The 16915-nt window shown below is 49.7% G+C and carries 24 protein-coding genes; all 24 read right to left on the reverse strand.

All coding sequences use genetic code 11. From position 1 onward, the window contains the following. Positions 1–316: 316 nt before the first annotated feature. The 24 genes from ACN5NT_RS02665 to ACN5NT_RS02780 all read right to left on the reverse strand — a co-directional run bounded on the left by ACN5NT_RS02665 (position 317) and on the right by ACN5NT_RS02780 (position 16796). Positions 317–1105, reverse strand: coding sequence for a hypothetical protein (locus ACN5NT_RS02665; RefSeq protein WP_419174392.1), 789 nt, complete (start codon positions 1103–1105; stop codon positions 317–319). Beyond that, the gene (locus ACN5NT_RS02670) at positions 1081–1782 is read right to left on the reverse strand and encodes a hypothetical protein (RefSeq protein WP_419174393.1); all 702 of its coding nucleotides are present in this window, start codon (positions 1780–1782) and stop codon (positions 1081–1083) included. The genes ACN5NT_RS02665 and ACN5NT_RS02670 overlap by 25 nt, the downstream gene beginning before the upstream one ends. Before the next feature lie 35 nt (positions 1783–1817). After that, positions 1818–2348 (reverse strand): DUF1353 domain-containing protein, encoded by a 531-nt coding sequence (locus ACN5NT_RS02675; protein WP_419174394.1) that lies wholly within the window; start codon positions 2346–2348, stop codon positions 1818–1820. Positions 2349–2596: 248 nt separating this feature from the next. Beyond that, entirely contained in the window at positions 2597–3001 is a 405-nt protein-coding gene (locus ACN5NT_RS02680) for a hypothetical protein (protein WP_419174395.1), read from the reverse strand. 59 nt (positions 3002–3060) lie between these two features. Continuing rightward, entirely contained in the window at positions 3061–3522 is a 462-nt protein-coding gene (locus ACN5NT_RS02685; RefSeq protein WP_419174396.1) for a DUF4376 domain-containing protein, read from the reverse strand. A gap of 9 nt (positions 3523–3531) precedes the next feature. After that, positions 3532–4953: a phage tail protein gene (locus tag ACN5NT_RS02690; RefSeq protein ID WP_419174397.1), complete on the reverse strand. Its 1422-nt coding sequence runs from the start codon at positions 4951–4953 to the stop codon at positions 3532–3534. Next, a complete protein-coding gene (locus ACN5NT_RS02695) occupies positions 4953–5504 on the reverse strand; it encodes a phage tail protein (protein ID WP_419174398.1) in 552 nt (183 codons plus the stop codon). Before ACN5NT_RS02695 ends, ACN5NT_RS02690 begins: the two co-directional genes overlap by 1 nt. Further along, a complete protein-coding gene (locus ACN5NT_RS02700) occupies positions 5504–6676 on the reverse strand; it encodes a baseplate J/gp47 family protein (protein WP_419174399.1) in 1173 nt (390 codons plus the stop codon). Before ACN5NT_RS02700 ends, ACN5NT_RS02695 begins: the two co-directional genes overlap by 1 nt. A 1-nt stretch (position 6677) precedes the next feature. Continuing rightward, positions 6678–7001: a DUF2590 family protein gene (locus tag ACN5NT_RS02705; protein WP_419174400.1), complete on the reverse strand. Its 324-nt coding sequence runs from the start codon at positions 6999–7001 to the stop codon at positions 6678–6680. Between the two features lie 2 nt (positions 7002–7003). Next, positions 7004–8770, reverse strand: coding sequence for a phage tail tape measure protein (locus ACN5NT_RS02710; protein ID WP_419174401.1), 1767 nt, complete (start codon positions 8768–8770; stop codon positions 7004–7006). A 7-nt stretch (positions 8771–8777) separates the two neighbouring features. Beyond that, positions 8778–8957: a DUF6890 family protein gene (locus ACN5NT_RS02715; protein WP_419174402.1), complete on the reverse strand. Its 180-nt coding sequence runs from the start codon at positions 8955–8957 to the stop codon at positions 8778–8780. Between the two features lie 5 nt (positions 8958–8962). After that, positions 8963–9223 carry a putative phage tail assembly chaperone gene (locus tag ACN5NT_RS02720; protein ID WP_419174403.1) on the reverse strand — a complete coding sequence of 87 codons (261 nt, stop codon included), beginning with the start codon at positions 9221–9223 and terminating at the stop codon, positions 8963–8965. A 19-nt stretch (positions 9224–9242) separates the two neighbouring features. Then, a complete protein-coding gene (locus tag ACN5NT_RS02725; protein WP_419174404.1) occupies positions 9243–9470 on the reverse strand; it encodes a hypothetical protein in 228 nt (75 codons plus the stop codon). Between the two features lie 10 nt (positions 9471–9480). Then, entirely contained in the window at positions 9481–9960 is a 480-nt protein-coding gene (locus ACN5NT_RS02730) for a 3TM-type holin (protein WP_419174405.1), read from the reverse strand. Further along, a complete protein-coding gene (locus ACN5NT_RS02735) occupies positions 9957–10508 on the reverse strand; it encodes a glycosyl hydrolase 108 family protein (protein ID WP_419174406.1) in 552 nt (183 codons plus the stop codon). The genes ACN5NT_RS02730 and ACN5NT_RS02735 overlap by 4 nt, the downstream gene beginning before the upstream one ends. Continuing rightward, a complete protein-coding gene (locus ACN5NT_RS02740; protein ID WP_419174407.1) occupies positions 10495–10710 on the reverse strand; it encodes a TraR/DksA C4-type zinc finger protein in 216 nt (71 codons plus the stop codon). The genes ACN5NT_RS02735 and ACN5NT_RS02740 overlap by 14 nt, the downstream gene beginning before the upstream one ends. Then, on the reverse strand, positions 10710–11159 hold the full coding sequence (locus ACN5NT_RS02745) for a phage protein (protein WP_419174408.1): 450 nt from the start codon (positions 11157–11159) through the stop codon (positions 10710–10712). Before ACN5NT_RS02745 ends, ACN5NT_RS02740 begins: the two co-directional genes overlap by 1 nt. Positions 11160–11199: 40 nt before the next feature. Further along, positions 11200–12306 (reverse strand): DUF2586 domain-containing protein, encoded by a 1107-nt coding sequence (locus ACN5NT_RS02750; protein ID WP_419174409.1) that lies wholly within the window; start codon positions 12304–12306, stop codon positions 11200–11202. A gap of 12 nt (positions 12307–12318) precedes the next feature. Then, a complete protein-coding gene (locus tag ACN5NT_RS02755; RefSeq protein ID WP_419174410.1) occupies positions 12319–13017 on the reverse strand; it encodes a hypothetical protein in 699 nt (232 codons plus the stop codon). Continuing rightward, entirely contained in the window at positions 13017–13466 is a 450-nt protein-coding gene (locus tag ACN5NT_RS02760) for a phage tail protein (protein WP_419174411.1), read from the reverse strand. Before ACN5NT_RS02760 ends, ACN5NT_RS02755 begins: the two co-directional genes overlap by 1 nt. Further along, a complete protein-coding gene (locus tag ACN5NT_RS02765; protein WP_419174412.1) occupies positions 13466–13936 on the reverse strand; it encodes a head completion/stabilization protein in 471 nt (156 codons plus the stop codon). Before ACN5NT_RS02765 ends, ACN5NT_RS02760 begins: the two co-directional genes overlap by 1 nt. A gap of 107 nt (positions 13937–14043) precedes the next feature. Further along, positions 14044–14787 carry a phage terminase small subunit gene (gene gpM / locus ACN5NT_RS02770; RefSeq protein WP_419174413.1) on the reverse strand — a complete coding sequence of 248 codons (744 nt, stop codon included), beginning with the start codon at positions 14785–14787 and terminating at the stop codon, positions 14044–14046. A 91-nt stretch (positions 14788–14878) separates the two neighbouring features. Beyond that, positions 14879–15904: a phage major capsid protein, P2 family gene (locus ACN5NT_RS02775; RefSeq protein ID WP_419174414.1), complete on the reverse strand. Its 1026-nt coding sequence runs from the start codon at positions 15902–15904 to the stop codon at positions 14879–14881. 55 nt (positions 15905–15959) lie between these two features. Further along, positions 15960–16796 carry a GPO family capsid scaffolding protein gene (locus ACN5NT_RS02780; protein WP_419174415.1) on the reverse strand — a complete coding sequence of 279 codons (837 nt, stop codon included), beginning with the start codon at positions 16794–16796 and terminating at the stop codon, positions 15960–15962. Between the last annotated feature and the right edge of the window lie 119 nt (positions 16797–16915).

Here is a 16915-nt window from a genome sequence, read left to right on the forward strand (position 1 = left end):
TAGTTATGTAGATCTGTATAACATCAAAAAATGAGTGTTATACAGAATGATTTGACCGCCACCTACCAAACTTCATATGTGTAAAAAACTAGCAATACTAGATACATACGTGTCAAGCAACATGACCCAAAAACATGAAAGTTGTCAATGTGTATATCTGCCTATTGAAAGAGAACTTGCTATGAAAGGTCGTGATTGTAGGGCATTGGGCTAAATGGGAAAAACTTTAGTAAGGATTATTGCTTATCAAAAAGGTATATTTCACGACACATTTAAGGATTGCTTTACCATCTAATATGATGTGAATACCCCAGTACTATTGGAGTTTTTGCAAGTTGGTGCTAGCGGATCCGGCACTGGTAGAATCTGAGAGAACAGAAGATGAAACAGAGCTTATCTGTCTATCTCCTGGGTGGGTGTGTGTTGCCAAAGCATCCAGAGCGCTTCGTATGGCATCCAGGGCGCGAGTAAGTTCTGGTAATACGCTTGGTCCTCCTGGTGCGCTGATTGAAATTTTTGGTGCTGAAACATGATAGCCACCACCGGCAGTGGTGGTTTTGGATCCTGAAACATTTTCTGTTGAACTCCCGCCCACGGTTTCGGTCCGGTTGCCGGTGGCGTTTTCGATGATTGTCTTGGCACTATCCGTTATAGATCCACCGGTTTTTCTTTCCCAATTGCCTGCCGGGTCCACAACCTGGTGCACACCATCAGCCTGCTGCCACCGGCCCATCTTATCCGGTACTGCTGGCAGGGACCGGCCTATTGCATAAATGTGCTGGATAACAGGATGGTCCGGCCTGCCCTCTATCCACCTTACGGTTACAATTGTGCCCGGCCTCGGCCAGTGAAACATCCCGGCATTGTCTCCGGCTGCAGGGACCGGCAACGGTACCGCCTCATACATTGGGAAACCTTCAGCCGGGTTTCCATCTGGTGTAAGGATTTCAATATCTGCAGCAAATTTAGGTTTGAATCTGTCGCTTGTCTCGCCACCGGCAGGTGGATCCGAAATTTTCACTATTCGGGCAAAGCGGTCCAGGTGATACCCACCGGCCAGCTCCGGAAACATCCTTAACACTATACGTTTAATAGCTTCCCGCATGTCACCACCATTTCATGGCCGTTTTTTAGCTGCAAGCTAGTGATATATTCACCATTGAGTAATACACCAGGGCGCAAGCCCGGTACCGCTTGCATGGTTTTGGTACCATCCACCTGGACATCCTGGAAAAATGTTTCATCGATGTTGAAAGGCTTGTCTGCCCACCGGCTATCATTCCAATTACCAGCAAATATCCGGCCATCTGCCTGCTGCTGCCAGATATAGTTTTTCACTCTGAAAACATCTCCCAGGGAGTCCATGCTATGGATCCCGTTTGCCACTGTCTGGAATACCGGCCTGGGCGTTGTGGCATAGGCTGTATTTTGAATGACAAATGAAAGCCCGGTTTTCCTCGAGTAGATCCCGAGAACATCATTCATGGATACATGCCGTGCAGAAACAGGAAGAACAGCCCAAAGAATGGCAGAAAGTTCACGACAGAAAAGGCGCTGCCTAGCGTAATCAACCATGGTACTTTTCTCTATATAGCCTGTGAAGAAATTAACCAGATTGGTTCTGCCTGAAATACCTATTGAAAAGTTTACAATCCCCGCTAAAGGCTTTTCACTTTTAACAATAAAATCTGCCCGGCCTGGAGTAGCTAGGTCGAGTAGAACCTGTTCTTTAATTAATTTGTATTCCAGATTGTTAATTCGTAAAGATTTATCTATTATCATGATGTGAAACTATTTTTTATATAGATAACAATTGTTCATTCAAAATATTCGCGTATTTCTCCTAAAGACATAGGGCTTCCAGATTTTTCTCTAGATTCTATTTCTGAGAACAAATATACAACTATTGGATCCTCAGTTTCCTCTGCTCTGGCTTTTTTTATCTTGTTTTTAAAATAATTTTCATCCCTAAATCCAAGCTCATACATTTTTTCCACTTTAACATTTTCAGGGATTTTGGGAGAAATTTCTATGTCAACACCATTTAAATTCCACCTAGGCCCTCTAAAGTAAACTGCTGCATACATGACCTTCGCCTTTGCCCTAGATACTCCCGATGCCATCATGGCATAATAAAATGCCAAATGAACACTTTCCCATGTTCGAACTCTCTCTTTGCAAGAGATGTCGTGTATTACTGATGCAGCCCTATATTTACCTTTAAATGGCGAGCCGATTATAGGCCATGCAAATTTAGGAATCGATGCTCCGTCTGTAATTGAGTCCTTTGGAGAAATCCATACCATACCATTAGGATCAATGAATTTGAATTCCTCAATCAACTTCATGCTGACTCCATCATTTAGCCATACAGTTTTCACTTCTCCTACGTATTTGCCATAGTACTCACCCCCTAGGCATATAGAGCTCGAATTGAATATCAAAATCGTCACCAAAATCATGCGTAAAGAATTCATACCTCCCTCCCTTGGTTAAGGCTTTGGATGAATCACTTCTTTCCAGTTATAACTTTATAATCAGTCCTTTAATTTAAAAATAACGATTTGATAATTTTATTGTATCACAATAAGTGAACTCAAAGTTTTGATGCTTCTTCTAATATTCTAGAATATGACTTAATAACAAGGTGTTGGTTGTTATTAAGTCTTATTTCCATTCGTTCTGGATTGCTCATGTACTCCTGGAGCGTAAACTGTACAGTCCACGCCTGGGTGCCATCCTCACTTTCATCCCAGACAATATGCTCAGTGAAACGCACTTGCCGGATCCCGGCAGCATTGGCAGTGTTGTTGGTAACGGTGAAAATCTTTTGCTCACCATCTCCTGTTACTTCCTCTGCCTTTTTGACCAGGGAGCGCAGGCTTTCTTTTTCCTTGAATGGAATTTGGACCGATACGGTGAGCACTTTGGGTTTGATGCCCTTTTCCACCCTATCGGATCCGGATGTTTCCCCGGCTATATCCTCACCACGCAATTCCATACTCCCTTTCACCAGGAGTTTTTTGCCAGGTACTCTGTAGCTATCGAGTTGGAGCATGGCTATTCACCAAAGAGAATGGAAACATTATCGAGTTCTGCAGGTGTTCCGCATCCTTTCAGCTCAATTTCTTTGGCTTCTTGCCAGGCAAAGCATAGAGCAATATGTGCTTTTTCTGCGGTAGTTACCTTGGCAAACAGGGTGGCATCCATGTCAACCCACACCCCATCTGAGGCTTTCCACCTCACGGTATAGGCAGGGTTTTCTTTTAAATGCGCCTCAAGTTTTGTATAGGCAAGCTGGGCAACGGTATCAGAATCATATTTTGTGCCCTCAACGTCAAAGCCACCATACTGCTTTTGCCTCCTGGCCATCTGGACCTTCTTCAATTTATTCTGCAACAGATCCTCAAAGCTCAATTGTGGTGGTGGGTTTAAAGCCAAGTAATCAGCTTCAGGCATATAGCCCGGTGGGCGTGCTGCCCACACTTCCGCATTCCCTTCAGGTGAATAATAGGTTTCCATTTCTTCCCCTTAGATAAACGGGTATACCCGCACATAGCCAATGCCACCATAACCGCCTCGATAGCCGCTATAATTATTGATCGTTCCACGGGCACCTATAACAATCCCTATGCTTGCCCCTGGTGTTACCCTCACAAAACCAGAGGCAAAACCGCCACCTCCGCCACCGCTGCCCCTGTCACCAGTGTTATAGGCACCACCACTACCACCTCCACCTTTAACACCATCTTTGCCATTGGTTTTATTGGCAGAAACGGATGCACCGCCAGAGCTCCTGGGGCCACCTTTACCACCGGCTCCAGAGTTCGGCAAAACTCTGTTAGCACCTTTTTCACCATCTTGAGTAAAAAGGCCCATGACAGAGTTGTAACCAGATCCGGCACCACCAGCACCACCAGAGGTTTCACTACCTCCAACACCACCGGTTGCTTTAAGCTGGCCATTATTCCATTTTGTTTCACCGGCCTGTGTGCCTGCAGCTCTGTCATTGATTCCACCGCTGCCACCGGTCCCCTGGACCTCGATAAAAACCACAAACACATCATCAGGCACTGTATAGTTGCCACTGCTGGTAAATTCGGTATATGAGGGCTTGTTGCTTATAACGTGCTCAACGAGCTCTCTGCCGGTTTGCGGAGTAAGCAATTTGTTGTTTATGGTGGCATCTTTTGCTTGTTCCCCTGTAGCTAAAACACTGCCAGAGGCATTGCCATCTATCGGCAAAAAGGCATGGTCACTATTGGCATGATCTTCCCATTTTTTTGCCTGGGTATCGGTTACGTGCTTACCGGTTGTTCCTGTTTTTGAAGGGTCTACAACATCGTTGGTATGGCTGGCAGGGACGAAATCGTGTGGACTATTGGCATGATCTTCCCACTTTTTCGCCTGGGTATCGGTTACGTGTTTGCCTGCACCGCCATCCTGGGTAGGATCCACAACAAGGGACGCATGGCTGTTCCATTCTGCCATCCAGTTAAATTGCCAGGTTTCAGCGGCAACGGTTATCCCTGTTACACTCTGAGCATCGGCAAACTGAATCATAAAGTTACGAGTGATATTGTTGCCGGTGGTATTGGTGGCAGCATCAGATTTGCGCTTTGGTGTGTCAGGCATCGTGGTGATGGCAATAACGGTGCCGGTCCCCTCTTCAACCAAACCGATCCAGTTAAAAGACCAATCACCAACATCACTGCCCAGGATAACAGAATAAACAACCTGGTCCGGACTCACATAGCCCTTGTGTGCCGGGTCTATCGGTTCAGTGTGAACGATATTTCCCGCATCTGGCATGCCCTGTGCCCGGTCTATGGCTGCAGCCGGATCCAGCCCAGGGATGTAAGCAAAGACCATCTGGTTTATTACAAGGGTCTGCTCGAGGCCCATGAGCTCATTGATTCTGGTCTGCCCTGCATTGGTAAATATTGCGCTCATTATTGTCGTACCTCCAAAACTGCCAGATCTGTTGTAGCATCATTTGAAAATTCAATTACCTGCAGCTCCATGTTTAGCGTTGTAATAATGCTGTAACCATACCGCCTGCAGGTTCGGCCATAATGCTGGATAAGGGTCTGTAGCAATGTTGCATTGTCAGCTAATTGAGTGTCAGAAAGCATGATGTTAATCACATCCCAATCCATGCCATCCATACGTTCTCCAATCTCCACATAGCCGATACCAAGCCGCTGAAAAATGCGCTTGAATCCTGCCACGCTGCCTGCATCTCTGGCATTGGCATAGGCGTATTTCACCCGCAACCTATAGAGCTCCAGAGGTTCTTCTGCAAAACGGGTTATATCCCGCTGCCAGGCTATCAGGTCGAGGACCTGGACACTGCAAGTCATGGGATCCAGTTGCCGTAAAGGCCACAAGGCCCATTCAGCGAGTGAAGAGAACCAGGTGTAAGCGGCTGCAGCTATTCTGTCTACTTCCCCCTCATTCATCCATGATGGCAGCTCGATCTTTGGCAATACCGGGTCTGACATTAGGCCACCTCGAGGTTTACGGTTAAGCTCTCCAGGGTGGCCAGCTCCATTACTGCTGTAATATCACCCCGGCTGAAAGCTACAGAGCGCAGATCTGGCAACCGCTGGTGCAGGTCATCTGACAATTTTGAAAAGCTGAATCTGGTAAACGGCATGGTCCTGGTTACACCGGAATAATTCTGGTTCTCCCTGAAAGCATACCGGACAATATTCTCAACCTCTGCTTGCAAGGTCGCTTGCTGCTCTAACGTCAGGTAGCTGTCATGGTATACGGTCACAACAAGGGGATAAGGGGTCAAAGGCATAGGCATAATCAGCAGATCATCCCCATGGCCATGATTGCCCTGGCTGGTGATGTAATCGTTTATAGAGTCCACAAGCTCCTGGGATGGTGCCCCGCTATCAATCATCACATAGGCGTTAGCGGATCCCGGCCCCCTGGGCGCATCGTGCTCAAACCACACATAGTCTGTCTGGATCCCGGCAAAGAGAGAAATATCTGCCCGATATGCTGCATCATGGTGGTACTGCCCAACCGCTGAAAACTGGTTGCGGCAGCGCAGGCGTAACGCCTCGTCACTTTCAGCATCGGCCCCGGCTGTGGTTATCCAATCTGCCTCATTGACAACGGTTGCCACTCCCGGCACCGGTTCCTGAAGTATCGAGAAATACCCCGGCCCCAGGTTGTACTCACTCCCGCCAAGCTCAGCCTCTACCGGCACATAAGCGGAAATGGTCCCTGCAGGAATAAGCTTTTCCCCTACCGTAACCACCCGGTAAATTTTGCCGCCTATGGATCCGGTGGCGATAAAAATGCCCGGTTCTATTGTGCAATCATAGTCTGCACTTTCCTTGGTTATCAGGACCTGGCCAGTGGTCTTGGTTGCCACCTTGCGCTCAACGTCTACCGCCCATGCCTGCAGATCAAGCCATTGGCCGGTGGCGTCCCGCAAGAAAGCATTTGGCAAAACATGGGTACTAAGCAGGTTCACCAGCCATTTTGCAGGGGTGGTAACAATTGCGGAGACAAGGCGCCAAAAAGGAGACCAGGCTGAAGAATTGGCAATGTTCACCCCTTCGGCCGCATTCAGCTCATCCCACTTTTGCTGCATTTCACTCTCAGTGGTAGGTATCCCGGCATCAATCACCATCTGTTTATAAGCATCTGCCATATCACACACCTAAATAGATTTCTATGGATCCAAACTCGAGTGTTTGAGCAACAAGGTAAAAGGTTCCCGGGTCCGGTTCTTCGATAAAGGTTGAGCCCGGCACAATCCTGTAATCGTTATCAACCGCCATGGTGATTTCTACCTTGGTGCGCTCGATAAGGCCCTGGTTGCGGTTTGCCACCAAGGGAGGCAAATAGCCAAGCTCCTTAATCATATGGATAATGTCCTGGGCGATAACATCCCGGTCCGTGGTGAGTAATGGATTCCCGGCAACATCCGGTGTCAGGTCATTATCTGTTATCAGTAAATCAAGGTATTTGCTCATAATCAGCTTGCCATAACCAGCATGTTATTGATCTCTTGGCTGTTCAGTGGCCGGCTGGTCGTTACCTGGCCGATATGAATGGATTTTGAGCTGGAGCTGCTGTTGGTCGTAACCGCATTGGCAACGGATCTGGAAACGCCACCGGGCATGGTTTCTATGGTCCTGGGAGCGCTCAAACTCGGTGAGCTGCTAACCGTTTCCGGCTTGTCTCCACCTATTCCCGGTATCCATGAGAGCTTGTCACCAACCCACTCGAAAGCTCCACCAAGAGAATCGAGATAGCCAAAGAGATTATCTATTACCCTCATGATGGCCTGGCCCCATGAGGTATCAAGGAAAGCGGCTTTCAGCTCATCCCAATAGAGAATTGCCCCGGCTACGGCCCCAATGAGAAGCAGGATGCCGCCCACCAACCAGGTGGCCGGGTTTGCCCAGATGGCCGCATTGAAAAAGAGCATGGACATTCTGGCCAGAGCCAGGCCGTTTCTGAATGTGCCCATGATTATGGTTGAAAGCAGGGTTTGCTTCCCGTAAAAGCCCATCACCAGGCTGGCCATGCTTCCCACAGCTGCAAAAGTCGCAAGAGCTGCAGAAACGCCCACTACCCCAATTATGGTAAAGCCAATATACTTGGTGAGGGTCTGGTGCTCCTGGGTCCATTCGTAGATATTTCCGGCCATATCGGCCATGCTATTCAAAGCTGGATAGATAACAGGTAAAAGCGCTCCACCCAGGCCGGTTTTCACGGCATTTATGCCTTGTTCCCATCTGGCAAAAACGTCCACTCTGTTGTCAGCCATGGCCAGGGCCTTATCCATGCCGGTTACTTTGCCAATTGCATCGATTGAATTGGCAAGGCCGGTGGTATCGAGCATGAGCTGCTTTATCATGCTCACGGCCTCATCAGATCCGAAAGCCTTTTTCAGCTCGTCACCTTCAGCAACAGAAAGGGTGCTGCCGTATCGTTCCTGCAGTTTCCCGAGAATATCCACGACGCCAAGCATTTTGCCCTGACTGTCTGTGAACTTCATCCCTAGCTCATCCTGGGCGTTGCCAATACCGGCCAGAAAAGCTTTGTACTGGGTGCCGGCCTCGGATCCGCTCACGGTTGCCTGCAGATTGCCAAGAATACCGATCTGTTCAGCCTGGGCAATTCCGTAAGAGGTTGCGTTGGCGCCAAGAGAAGAAAAGGCCCCGGCCATTTCAGCACCGGTGGTTTTAAACATCTGAACTGCGGTGGCAGTTTGCCCTGTGAGCTGTTCCACCCACTTGGCTTTCCCCATCTCATTTGCGGAGTTTTTGAAAATACCGTACATGCGGCCCATGTAATCAGTAATTGTGGCCGCATCTGCCTTGGTGGCTTTAGCCAATACGGCAGATGAAGTGGTGAAGGTTGCAAGCTCGGATCCAGCAAGCCCGGCAATGGATGACTGAATATCATATGATGAGCGCACAAACTCGGCTGCAGATTCTCCATATTCAACAGAGAAATCCATTGCAGATCCGGTCAGGGCCTCGAGGCTTTTTTCTGCAACGTCAAGGCTCTTCACATCACCCAGGGCCATGTTCAGATCGTGGGCAGGGGCAGAAAGCGTTTGCAGGGTGTAGCCGGATGCTGCCATACCAGCCACCCCTCCGGAAATAATGCCAAAGCTCTCGCTTGCGGTATCGGCAACACTTCCCAGGGAATTTTTTACCTTCCCTGCAGGACCGGTCACTTTGTCCAGCAGGCTGATAGAAAACATTAATTTTTGAAGCTGTGAGCTCATGCCCTGTTTACCCCTTGAATGCCTTGGTGATGCCGCTTTGCATAGCTATCTGCATTTTGTTCCAGTAATCTTTCTCGAGATAGAGCGCTTCACCCATGGTCCGCACGGTTATTTCACGACCTGGAAACCATTTGCGGGTAAACGCTGCCATCTGAGCGAGGGCATTATTTTCTATGCCCTCGACCACCCGCTCTACTCCCCCACGGTAATTTCAAGCTGTGGCACAAATTCGGATGTTACTTTCTCTGCCAGAATCACAACAGTAGAAGGAACAGCGAGCAATGGTTTCAGGATCGCTTTTGAATCCTCTTCAACTGTTCGCATGAGAAAATTGTGCATAGGGTTTACTCGGTTGTTCGGCATGGTTTCATTGATGAGTCTTTCCTGTGCTTCAGCGGTTACATTGAAATGGATAGCCTGGCCGTTTACCTTCAAGACAACTTTCTTTTCCATGGTTGTTTCTCCCACTTTGCTATTTGATGTTGATATAAAGCCGCAGTTTTTCATCCATACTGCGCTCAAATTTTTCAAACATATTTTCCAGATCTGTTTTGCTCATGTAGTTCTGCGCCACATAGAGCTTGTAATCTGAAAGTGCTTTTTCCCGGTTCCGGTCCTGTCGGTGCAAATAGACATTCCAGGCAACGATAAAAGGCCACAAGTAACGCAGAAATATCACAAGCAGATCTTGACCATCCATCTTCTATGCCTCACTTTTTCCAGGGCCACTTAAAGCCGGATCTCTGTTGCTTTGCCTGGGTCATATTCTCGGCCTTTTTGCCCTTTATGCCCTCAACGGTTCGCATGGTGCCGAAACCAAGCATGCCCACCACAATCGGGTAGAGCTGGCTTGCATCGGCCAGGGGTGGTGGTTCTACTCCAGCCGGTATTTTCCCGTATGCCTGCCCGAGCTTCCAGGCCCAACAAAGCATGGGATACAGCAGGAAGTTATAGGCCAGTGAACAACCGCCAACCCAACCGATAAATGGGCGCCAGCCTGCAACAAAGAGAGAGCGGTGCTTTGCTTCCTGCAGGTTGATGTTTTGCTGGCCAGCCATCATGGTTGCATCCACCCGCTTATCATCCAGGGCAATTTCCAACCGTTCCTTGTCTGAAGTGAACAGGTTATCCAGGCCATCCATACCGGCACGGACTAAGTTGCCCAGGTTGAGATTTATCAAGCCACTCATGCCAGCCCCCTTTGAACTCGGTTGATCCAACCACATAAGAATTTGAGATTGCTACCCACCTGGTCCTGGTGCCTCCGCTTATCCTTTTGGCAAATATCCTTGTACCGAAACACTCGCAACAGGGCGAAAAGCAGAATGAAAATTCGTTCATCCTTCTCATCCTCGAGCAAGTCGTTCAAAGCATCCAAGGTTTTCGGCCCCAGGTATCCATCTACAGCCACCCCGCAGATCTGCTGCACAACCCTGGTGGTTGTGGTCCTGCCGGTATTGACTGAACAGCCATAGATGGCAAAGGCTACATCCTGGCTTTTGATTTCATCACCACGGATTTTCAGCCAATAATTCTGGTGGTAAAATTGCCGGACCATTTCGGTGAGCTCACCGTCAAATTCATCTTGGTCGATTTTCCACCAGCCCAGCCATTGTGGCCATTTTTCCCTAGCAATACCGGCATAGGTCATGCCGCCCAGATCCCCAGGCACCTGGTGCAAGGTATACCCCCCCTCGAGCTGCATTACCTTTTCGTGGATAGGTTCAAATTCTGCCATTTTGCCTTTGCTCCTGTTCCTGCTTGCATTCCAGACAGAACTGGCAACCAGGTTGAGCCTGGCGCCTTGCTTCTGATATTGGTTCCTCGCATTCGAGACAATATTCCCTCGAGGGCAGCGAACTGGTGGACGATCTGGCAGCGGTAATTGCGTCCGCAAGATTTGCCTGCTCAACCAGTTGTGCCCTGTCGAGAATGTCCATTAGACAAGGGCCTCAGTACGTTCTTTTTCCAGGTATGGAATACCGTTAATCCGGATGAAATCAGGGTCCGTAACCTCGAAAGCAACCTTAGTAATGGCCTTTTTGTCACTGGTCGGGTCAAATTCGGGCAGATCCGTGATATTCAGCAGGCAACCAAAAGCCTCCACCTTTTCCTCTTCCTTGGTGCCTTTGGCATAAAACATGATGTCAAGCGGCTCTATGCCCTGCCAGCTCCCGGCAGAGTTTGCGGCCTCGGCCAAAATGCCCATGGCGGTTGCGTCCAGCTCGAGCTCTCCAGAAGCTCCCACCTCGCCATCCACAAAGCCGTTGGGCACTCCATTATCTTTGACAACCTTGCGTCCATCCTCGATAGAAAGGGTGGCTTTCCCCACCATCATCTTGAGGTCACCAACCGTGACGGAAAAACTTGAACTACTTACTCGTTTCATATTGTTACCCTGTTCTATGGTGTTCGGTTACGGATCCTGGTTATTCGGTTGAAAGATCAAGGGCCAGGTTCACGGTTATATCTTTTGGGCAGTTGTAAGGCCGCACGGTGAGGTAGATTTGCACGGTGGTTTTATCCAGCCAGACAATATCAATAGAGCTGTCTGTCGGTGGGTAAATCTCCCCTGGGAACGGTTCCCCCAGAAGGATTGCAGATTTGGCCATCTTCCTCAGTGGCCGCATGAAATAGAGCTTATTTGCTGCAATCGATTGAGGGGTGGAGTTGAGGCGCCTGTCTGCAATTCTGGCAACGGCAAGCGGATAGATCTGCCTCATTGCTTTCTGAACCACTCGCAGATTTTCCACCACCTGGTAATCTCCACCAGGTACATCCAACATATTGCAATCGCCCCAATACATTCCTGGAAAGCTCGGGTACCATTGCGGCACAGAAAAGCGGTTAGCATCGAGCGCTTTTAATTGCGCCGTGGTGATGGCTGCCCCGTTTAGATCAAGCGGCTTGTTTGAACGCTCACCAACCAGGGCACCGGTGGCCACTCTCATCGGTGAATCGGCAACGGTTACAGATCTGTTACAAAGCCTGCCTGCAAGGGTGCCCACATCATCCGGCCAGAGATAAGGAACACAACAAACCTCCGGTGTCGCTACATTCTGTAGCAATGGAGCTGTTGCTGTAACGTAGGCGTCCCAGGTTTCGGTGGTGTCATCGATGGCCCTGGCTGCAGCTATGAAAAATACCGGCCTCATATATTCGGCCATAATCGCTACAGTTTTGGCCTGCATCGCTTCCAGGTCGGTGCTGTCTGCAATCGGCTCAACCAGGACAATGGCCTCACAGTTGATTGTCTCCATTGCGAAATCCACACCCGCATCCCAAACACTGCCATCTGCCAGAGGAAGAACAGAACAGGAAAAGTTCTGGCCTGCATTGAGCACCATGGCCTCTACCTGGGTTTTCAATACGGATTTCTCAACGCCCAGGGCGGCATCCAGATCCGTTTCCGGACCTACGGAAAGGATTGAGCCAACATTGGTGCTGCCGGTACCGATAACAAGGAAATGACGCTCTATTTCGGCAATCGGCCCTTGCATCAGGTTGAGCTTATTTAACTGAATTTTTCCAAGCATTTGGTGCTCTCCTTATTTGCGTTGCATTTCCTGCAGGGCACTGGTTGCCATTGCAGTGAGATATTTAGCTGCATCTGCCTCAGTGGCGCCTAATATCGGCCTGGCTGGCGTCTTGATTTTCCAGCTCTGCACACCCCTGGTTGAATTGATCCTCATCATTCGGAGAATCAGACCGGCTTGCCCCAGGGTGATATTTTCACGGATCCACTTTTGTGGTACACGCTTCAAAATTGCCGGCCCTTTGCCATGCTTTCTGGCCACCCGCCGCCTGAAACCTTCTTTGGCCAGGGCTCTGGCCTGGGCAGCAGTGCATTTTTGTTTGTAATCGGGCTGGCCATACCGGCTTTCAGCCCTTTTGGCTGTGTAAGCCTCATCGATGCCATGGTGATGCCTATAGGCCACTTTGGCCTGGCCGGTATGCTTCCAGGTGACAGTGGCGCTGTGGTCGTTTTTCAACCTGGTTATGGTGTTTTTGGGCATGTTCCGGAACATCTTGCGCCTGGTCCTGGCATCGGCCCTGGCCTGCATCCGTTTGCCATCTACTGTTCTTTGCTTCCGGATGTTGGTACGCAGATCCCGCCTGGTACCGGCACCAATCTTTTTCAGGAGCTGGCGCCTTTTACCAGGCCGCATGGTGAGCACATCAAGTTGCTGATTCAGCCTGAGTCGTGACCGGTGGTCTGTATCTATAGCAATATCAGCCAGGCTCATTATGCTTTCTCCATGCTGTCCAGGGATTCGGCCACATCCACCGGAACACTGGATATTCTCCACATCTGGCCATCGTATGGGATGGTGCCCTGTGGATCCGGAACAATGAAAAGCGATTCATCAAAAACAACCGTGATTTCTACAAAAACGGTCTGGTCGTCCAGAGGGGTGATTTCAATTTCCGGGTCCTCGAGCTCGAGCTGTTCCCGGTCCGGATCATTCCCCCAGAGCCAGATGATAAGCAGGACAATCAGAGTGGTGGCAATCTCAGCCGGGAAACGGTCAATGCCAATCACGGCATCATATTGAAACCGGCCTATCTCGAAACCTTGCCCCAGATCCCTGCCGGTGGGTTTCGGTCTGCCGATTGAAACAAATGATTCCATCTGGTCCCTGGTGACACCATCCAGGCTTTCAAGAAAAGCTGTGAGCTGCCCAAACTTCTCCATTACAGAGCCTCCACCAGAATGCTGAGTTTGCCCTGCAGGTTGTTTATTGCCTCACTGGCGTATTGATGCCATTTGGCTTCTGTTTCATCCGATTCCTTGGCATCGCTTTGGGCATCTGATTTTCTCAGCATTGTTTTGTAATCGTTGAGCAAAAAGGCTTTTGCTTTACAGGAAACTGCCCTGGTGTAATGGAGCACAAGCGGTGGCTTGCCGCCTATAGGATCCCCACCAGGTACAGTGGCCAGGCTTTCATATCCCAAAGCCTCCTGGGATGTTTTCCACTCGGCAAGCTCTGCATCAGCCCATAGCATGGCAAGCTGCAGCCGGTCTGAAAGCATCTTCTCCCGGTATTCACCGGGCAGGCGGTAATTTTGTTGGAATATGGCCAGATCCAGATCCGGAAAGAATGGGGCATTTTGCACCATCGTTCCTTCAGGAATTTTGTCTGAAAAGCCTGTGAAACCGCTCATGCTCTACTATCCTTTAAAGGACCGCCCCCAGGGGCAACAGGAGAGATGTATATTGGAGTCTCCTGCTCCCCTGGTGTGGTCGGGCGGTGTGGGAGATGAAAAAAGCCTTATTCTTTTTCTGCTGCTGAATCTGCCTTTGGCTCTACTGCATCAGCCGGATCCTGGGCGCCATCGGTGTTTGCTTGGGCCTCAAGCTTTTTCCGTGCTTTACCCAGGATGGTTTTCACTGAGGCGCCAAAATCTGCAGCCTCCTGGAGCGTGACAACAGCGGTGGCATAATCGCCTTTTTCATAAGCAATTAGGCCCTGCAGCCTGAAAATTTTGGCCCTTACCTGGTCGGGCATATCGAGCTCTTTGGTGAGCTCATAAACCTGGGAGAAATACGGTTCAACGGATCGGCCTGCCTCAACTTCGGCCTCTGCCCATTCCAGAATCACATCACAGAGGAAAGTAGGCAGATCCCGCTTGAACCACTCCGGCATTGGAATGGCATGCTCAATACAGAACAGAGCGACACGCACGGCATTTGGAATGTCTTTGATGTCAAACAGCCACACCAGGAGAATGCCAAGAATGGGGTGGGTCTGGGCTGCAGCAATAAGAGAATCGGCAAAAGGCATATACTTCGGCACCAGGTTCTCTTTCTTCACCCGCTCTTTTTCCTTCACGCTCTGGATGAGCTTCAAGGATTTCAGATCGCCATCCATTTCGGCCTGCATTTTGGCAAAAGTCTGTTGCCTGGCAATGGTGGAGCTCGGCATGCTTGCCACTACCGCATAACCGTCCTTGTTGAGCTGGCCGGGTTTATCCTTGCCGGTCATTCTCTGCTGAAAATTTGTCATGTGTCCCATGGTTCTGGTCCTGTGTGTTGTCGTTGAGTAGGTATGATTCTGGCGGTTGACATTCATCAACCGCCAGGCGTTTTGCTTATGAGGTTATGGCTTAGGCCCAACCGCCTGCACCGTCCGGCACCTGAACGTTTTTGAAATCGATAGCAACAAATTTTTCTGGGGATTCAACTGTGTAGCCCTCATTGCGGCTGTTGAAATCCTCGGTGCGGTCTTTTTCCGGCTTGTCTTTCAGGTTTCGGCGCCAGGTCCCTTCCTGGACATAGATTGAAAGATTGTCATAACTGGTGATGACAATGCCTCGAGGCGGGAAGTTGTTGGGGCTCTCAGCAGGCAGGCCGCCAAAATTGTTGAGGGCTGCAGCGGCAACGGTCTTTTCTGTTGGCTTGTCACCGATAGCGGCAAACAGGGCAGAGCTTTCATTGCCCAGGAGCTCACTGCCAACCAAGACAACCAGGTCACTTCTGAGGTATTGAGGGATGCCGGTCAGCAGATCAGCCACGGCATGGTCAAGGTTCTTGTAATCGCCATTGGGACCAATCTTGACAACGCCAGAGGCCGCGACCACTTCGGTCATGACGTTGGCAGGCAGCTTGGTGCGCATGTACTCGAGCCAGCCCACGTTTACATCCTGGAGCATCGGGTTTGCTACTGGATCGGTGGTGGCTGCAGCGGATTCGCCATACCAGCCAATCATGGTGCGGTCATTGGCAATACGGCCTTGCAGGTATTTAGAGTAACGCTCCCCCAGGTCCCCGAGTCGTGCCCAGGAGTCCATGGTGGTATACCGGATATACACATCTGAATTGGTCTGTGAGAGCTGATAACCGGCAGGGGTGAGGCTCAACAGATCCCTGGGGATGCGCTCACCGGCCGCACTGGTATCGGTTCTGCTTGAAACCGGCCCGGCCATAGAACCAAGGATATTCTCCCCGGCCATTTCGCCAACAGTGATAACATTGATTTTCTGCAGGAAAGTATCCTGCTCCACAATCTTATCCTGCAGCTTTTGCTCGAGTGCCGGGGTGGCGGTGAATTTCTCTTCAACGTTTGCAACACCATAGGTTTCAGCCATGTTGGCTTTCATAGTGTTGTACTGCTTTCGTGTTACCGGCTTCATCTATCGTTCTCCTGTGCGTTCTGGTGAGAGTTTATGCGTTGGTTATGGCAGAGGATTAAAGCTGTTCTTTACGATCTCCAGCCGGTCCGGTTGATTCACCAAAATGGGTGCCCGGTACCGCCTTTTCGAGTCGTTCAACCAGGTCGGTATACTTGCCGGTGAGCTCATCAATCTGGCCTTTCAGCTCGGTGAAATCTTCACTGTCGGCAGGGGTTTCCGGCTCTGTTTTGGTCTGCTGGCCGTTTGGATCTTCTTTGAATTTTTCGGCCAGTGGGGCCAGGCCCTCTACAACACTTTTCAGCTCTGAAACAGTCTGCTCGAGCTCTTCAAATTTTTTTGCATTTCCCATGCTTTCGTCCTCTTTTGGTTTTTCAGTTTTTGAAAAGAAACTGACCAGCCTGTTATAGAGCTTCTCGTCCTGGTCCTCGTTTTCCAGCTCTCGCAGATCCGGTACCTGCTCCCCTGGGAATCTCGAGCTAAAATCCCGGCCTACCTTTTGGGAAAATCTCATTTCATCGGTGCCCACGCTGGCCGGTTCATCGGTCATGGCCAGGCCGGATAGGTAATGCTTGCCGGTCTTTCTGAAGTCGTCCCTAATCTCAATGGAGAAATGCAGATGTTCCTCATAAATCTGGTTCAAGGTCAGCAGAGACCGGTTTGGGCAGATCTTGGCAAAAAGTTTGACCTCTTCTCCATTTCCCTCGGCTTTCAGCGCTTTAACGGATCCATAGGATGCATAGCGCATGTGGTCGATCCAGATTTTTGCTGTGTAGAGTTTCGGGTCGTAGATTTCAGCCATTTCAGTGAGCCATTCAGGCTTGATAAAACGGCCATCGATAGTGTGGCCGGATGTTGCTACACACTTCCAATCTGTAACGAGTTCAGCAGGCATGTTCTGTGCTCCTGGTTCCTTGTTTCCTGTTCATGAAGTTGGTGAGGTAGTTCTTTAAAACCCCATTCTATTGATGGGAAAAAACGCTGTACATGAATCTGAATCCGATATTCATGTTA

It is taken from the genome of Desulfosediminicola sp. (genome assembly GCF_048381775.1).
GTDB classification, from domain to species: Bacteria; Desulfobacterota; Desulfobulbia; order Desulfobulbales; family Desulfocapsaceae; genus Desulfopila; species Desulfopila ganghwensis.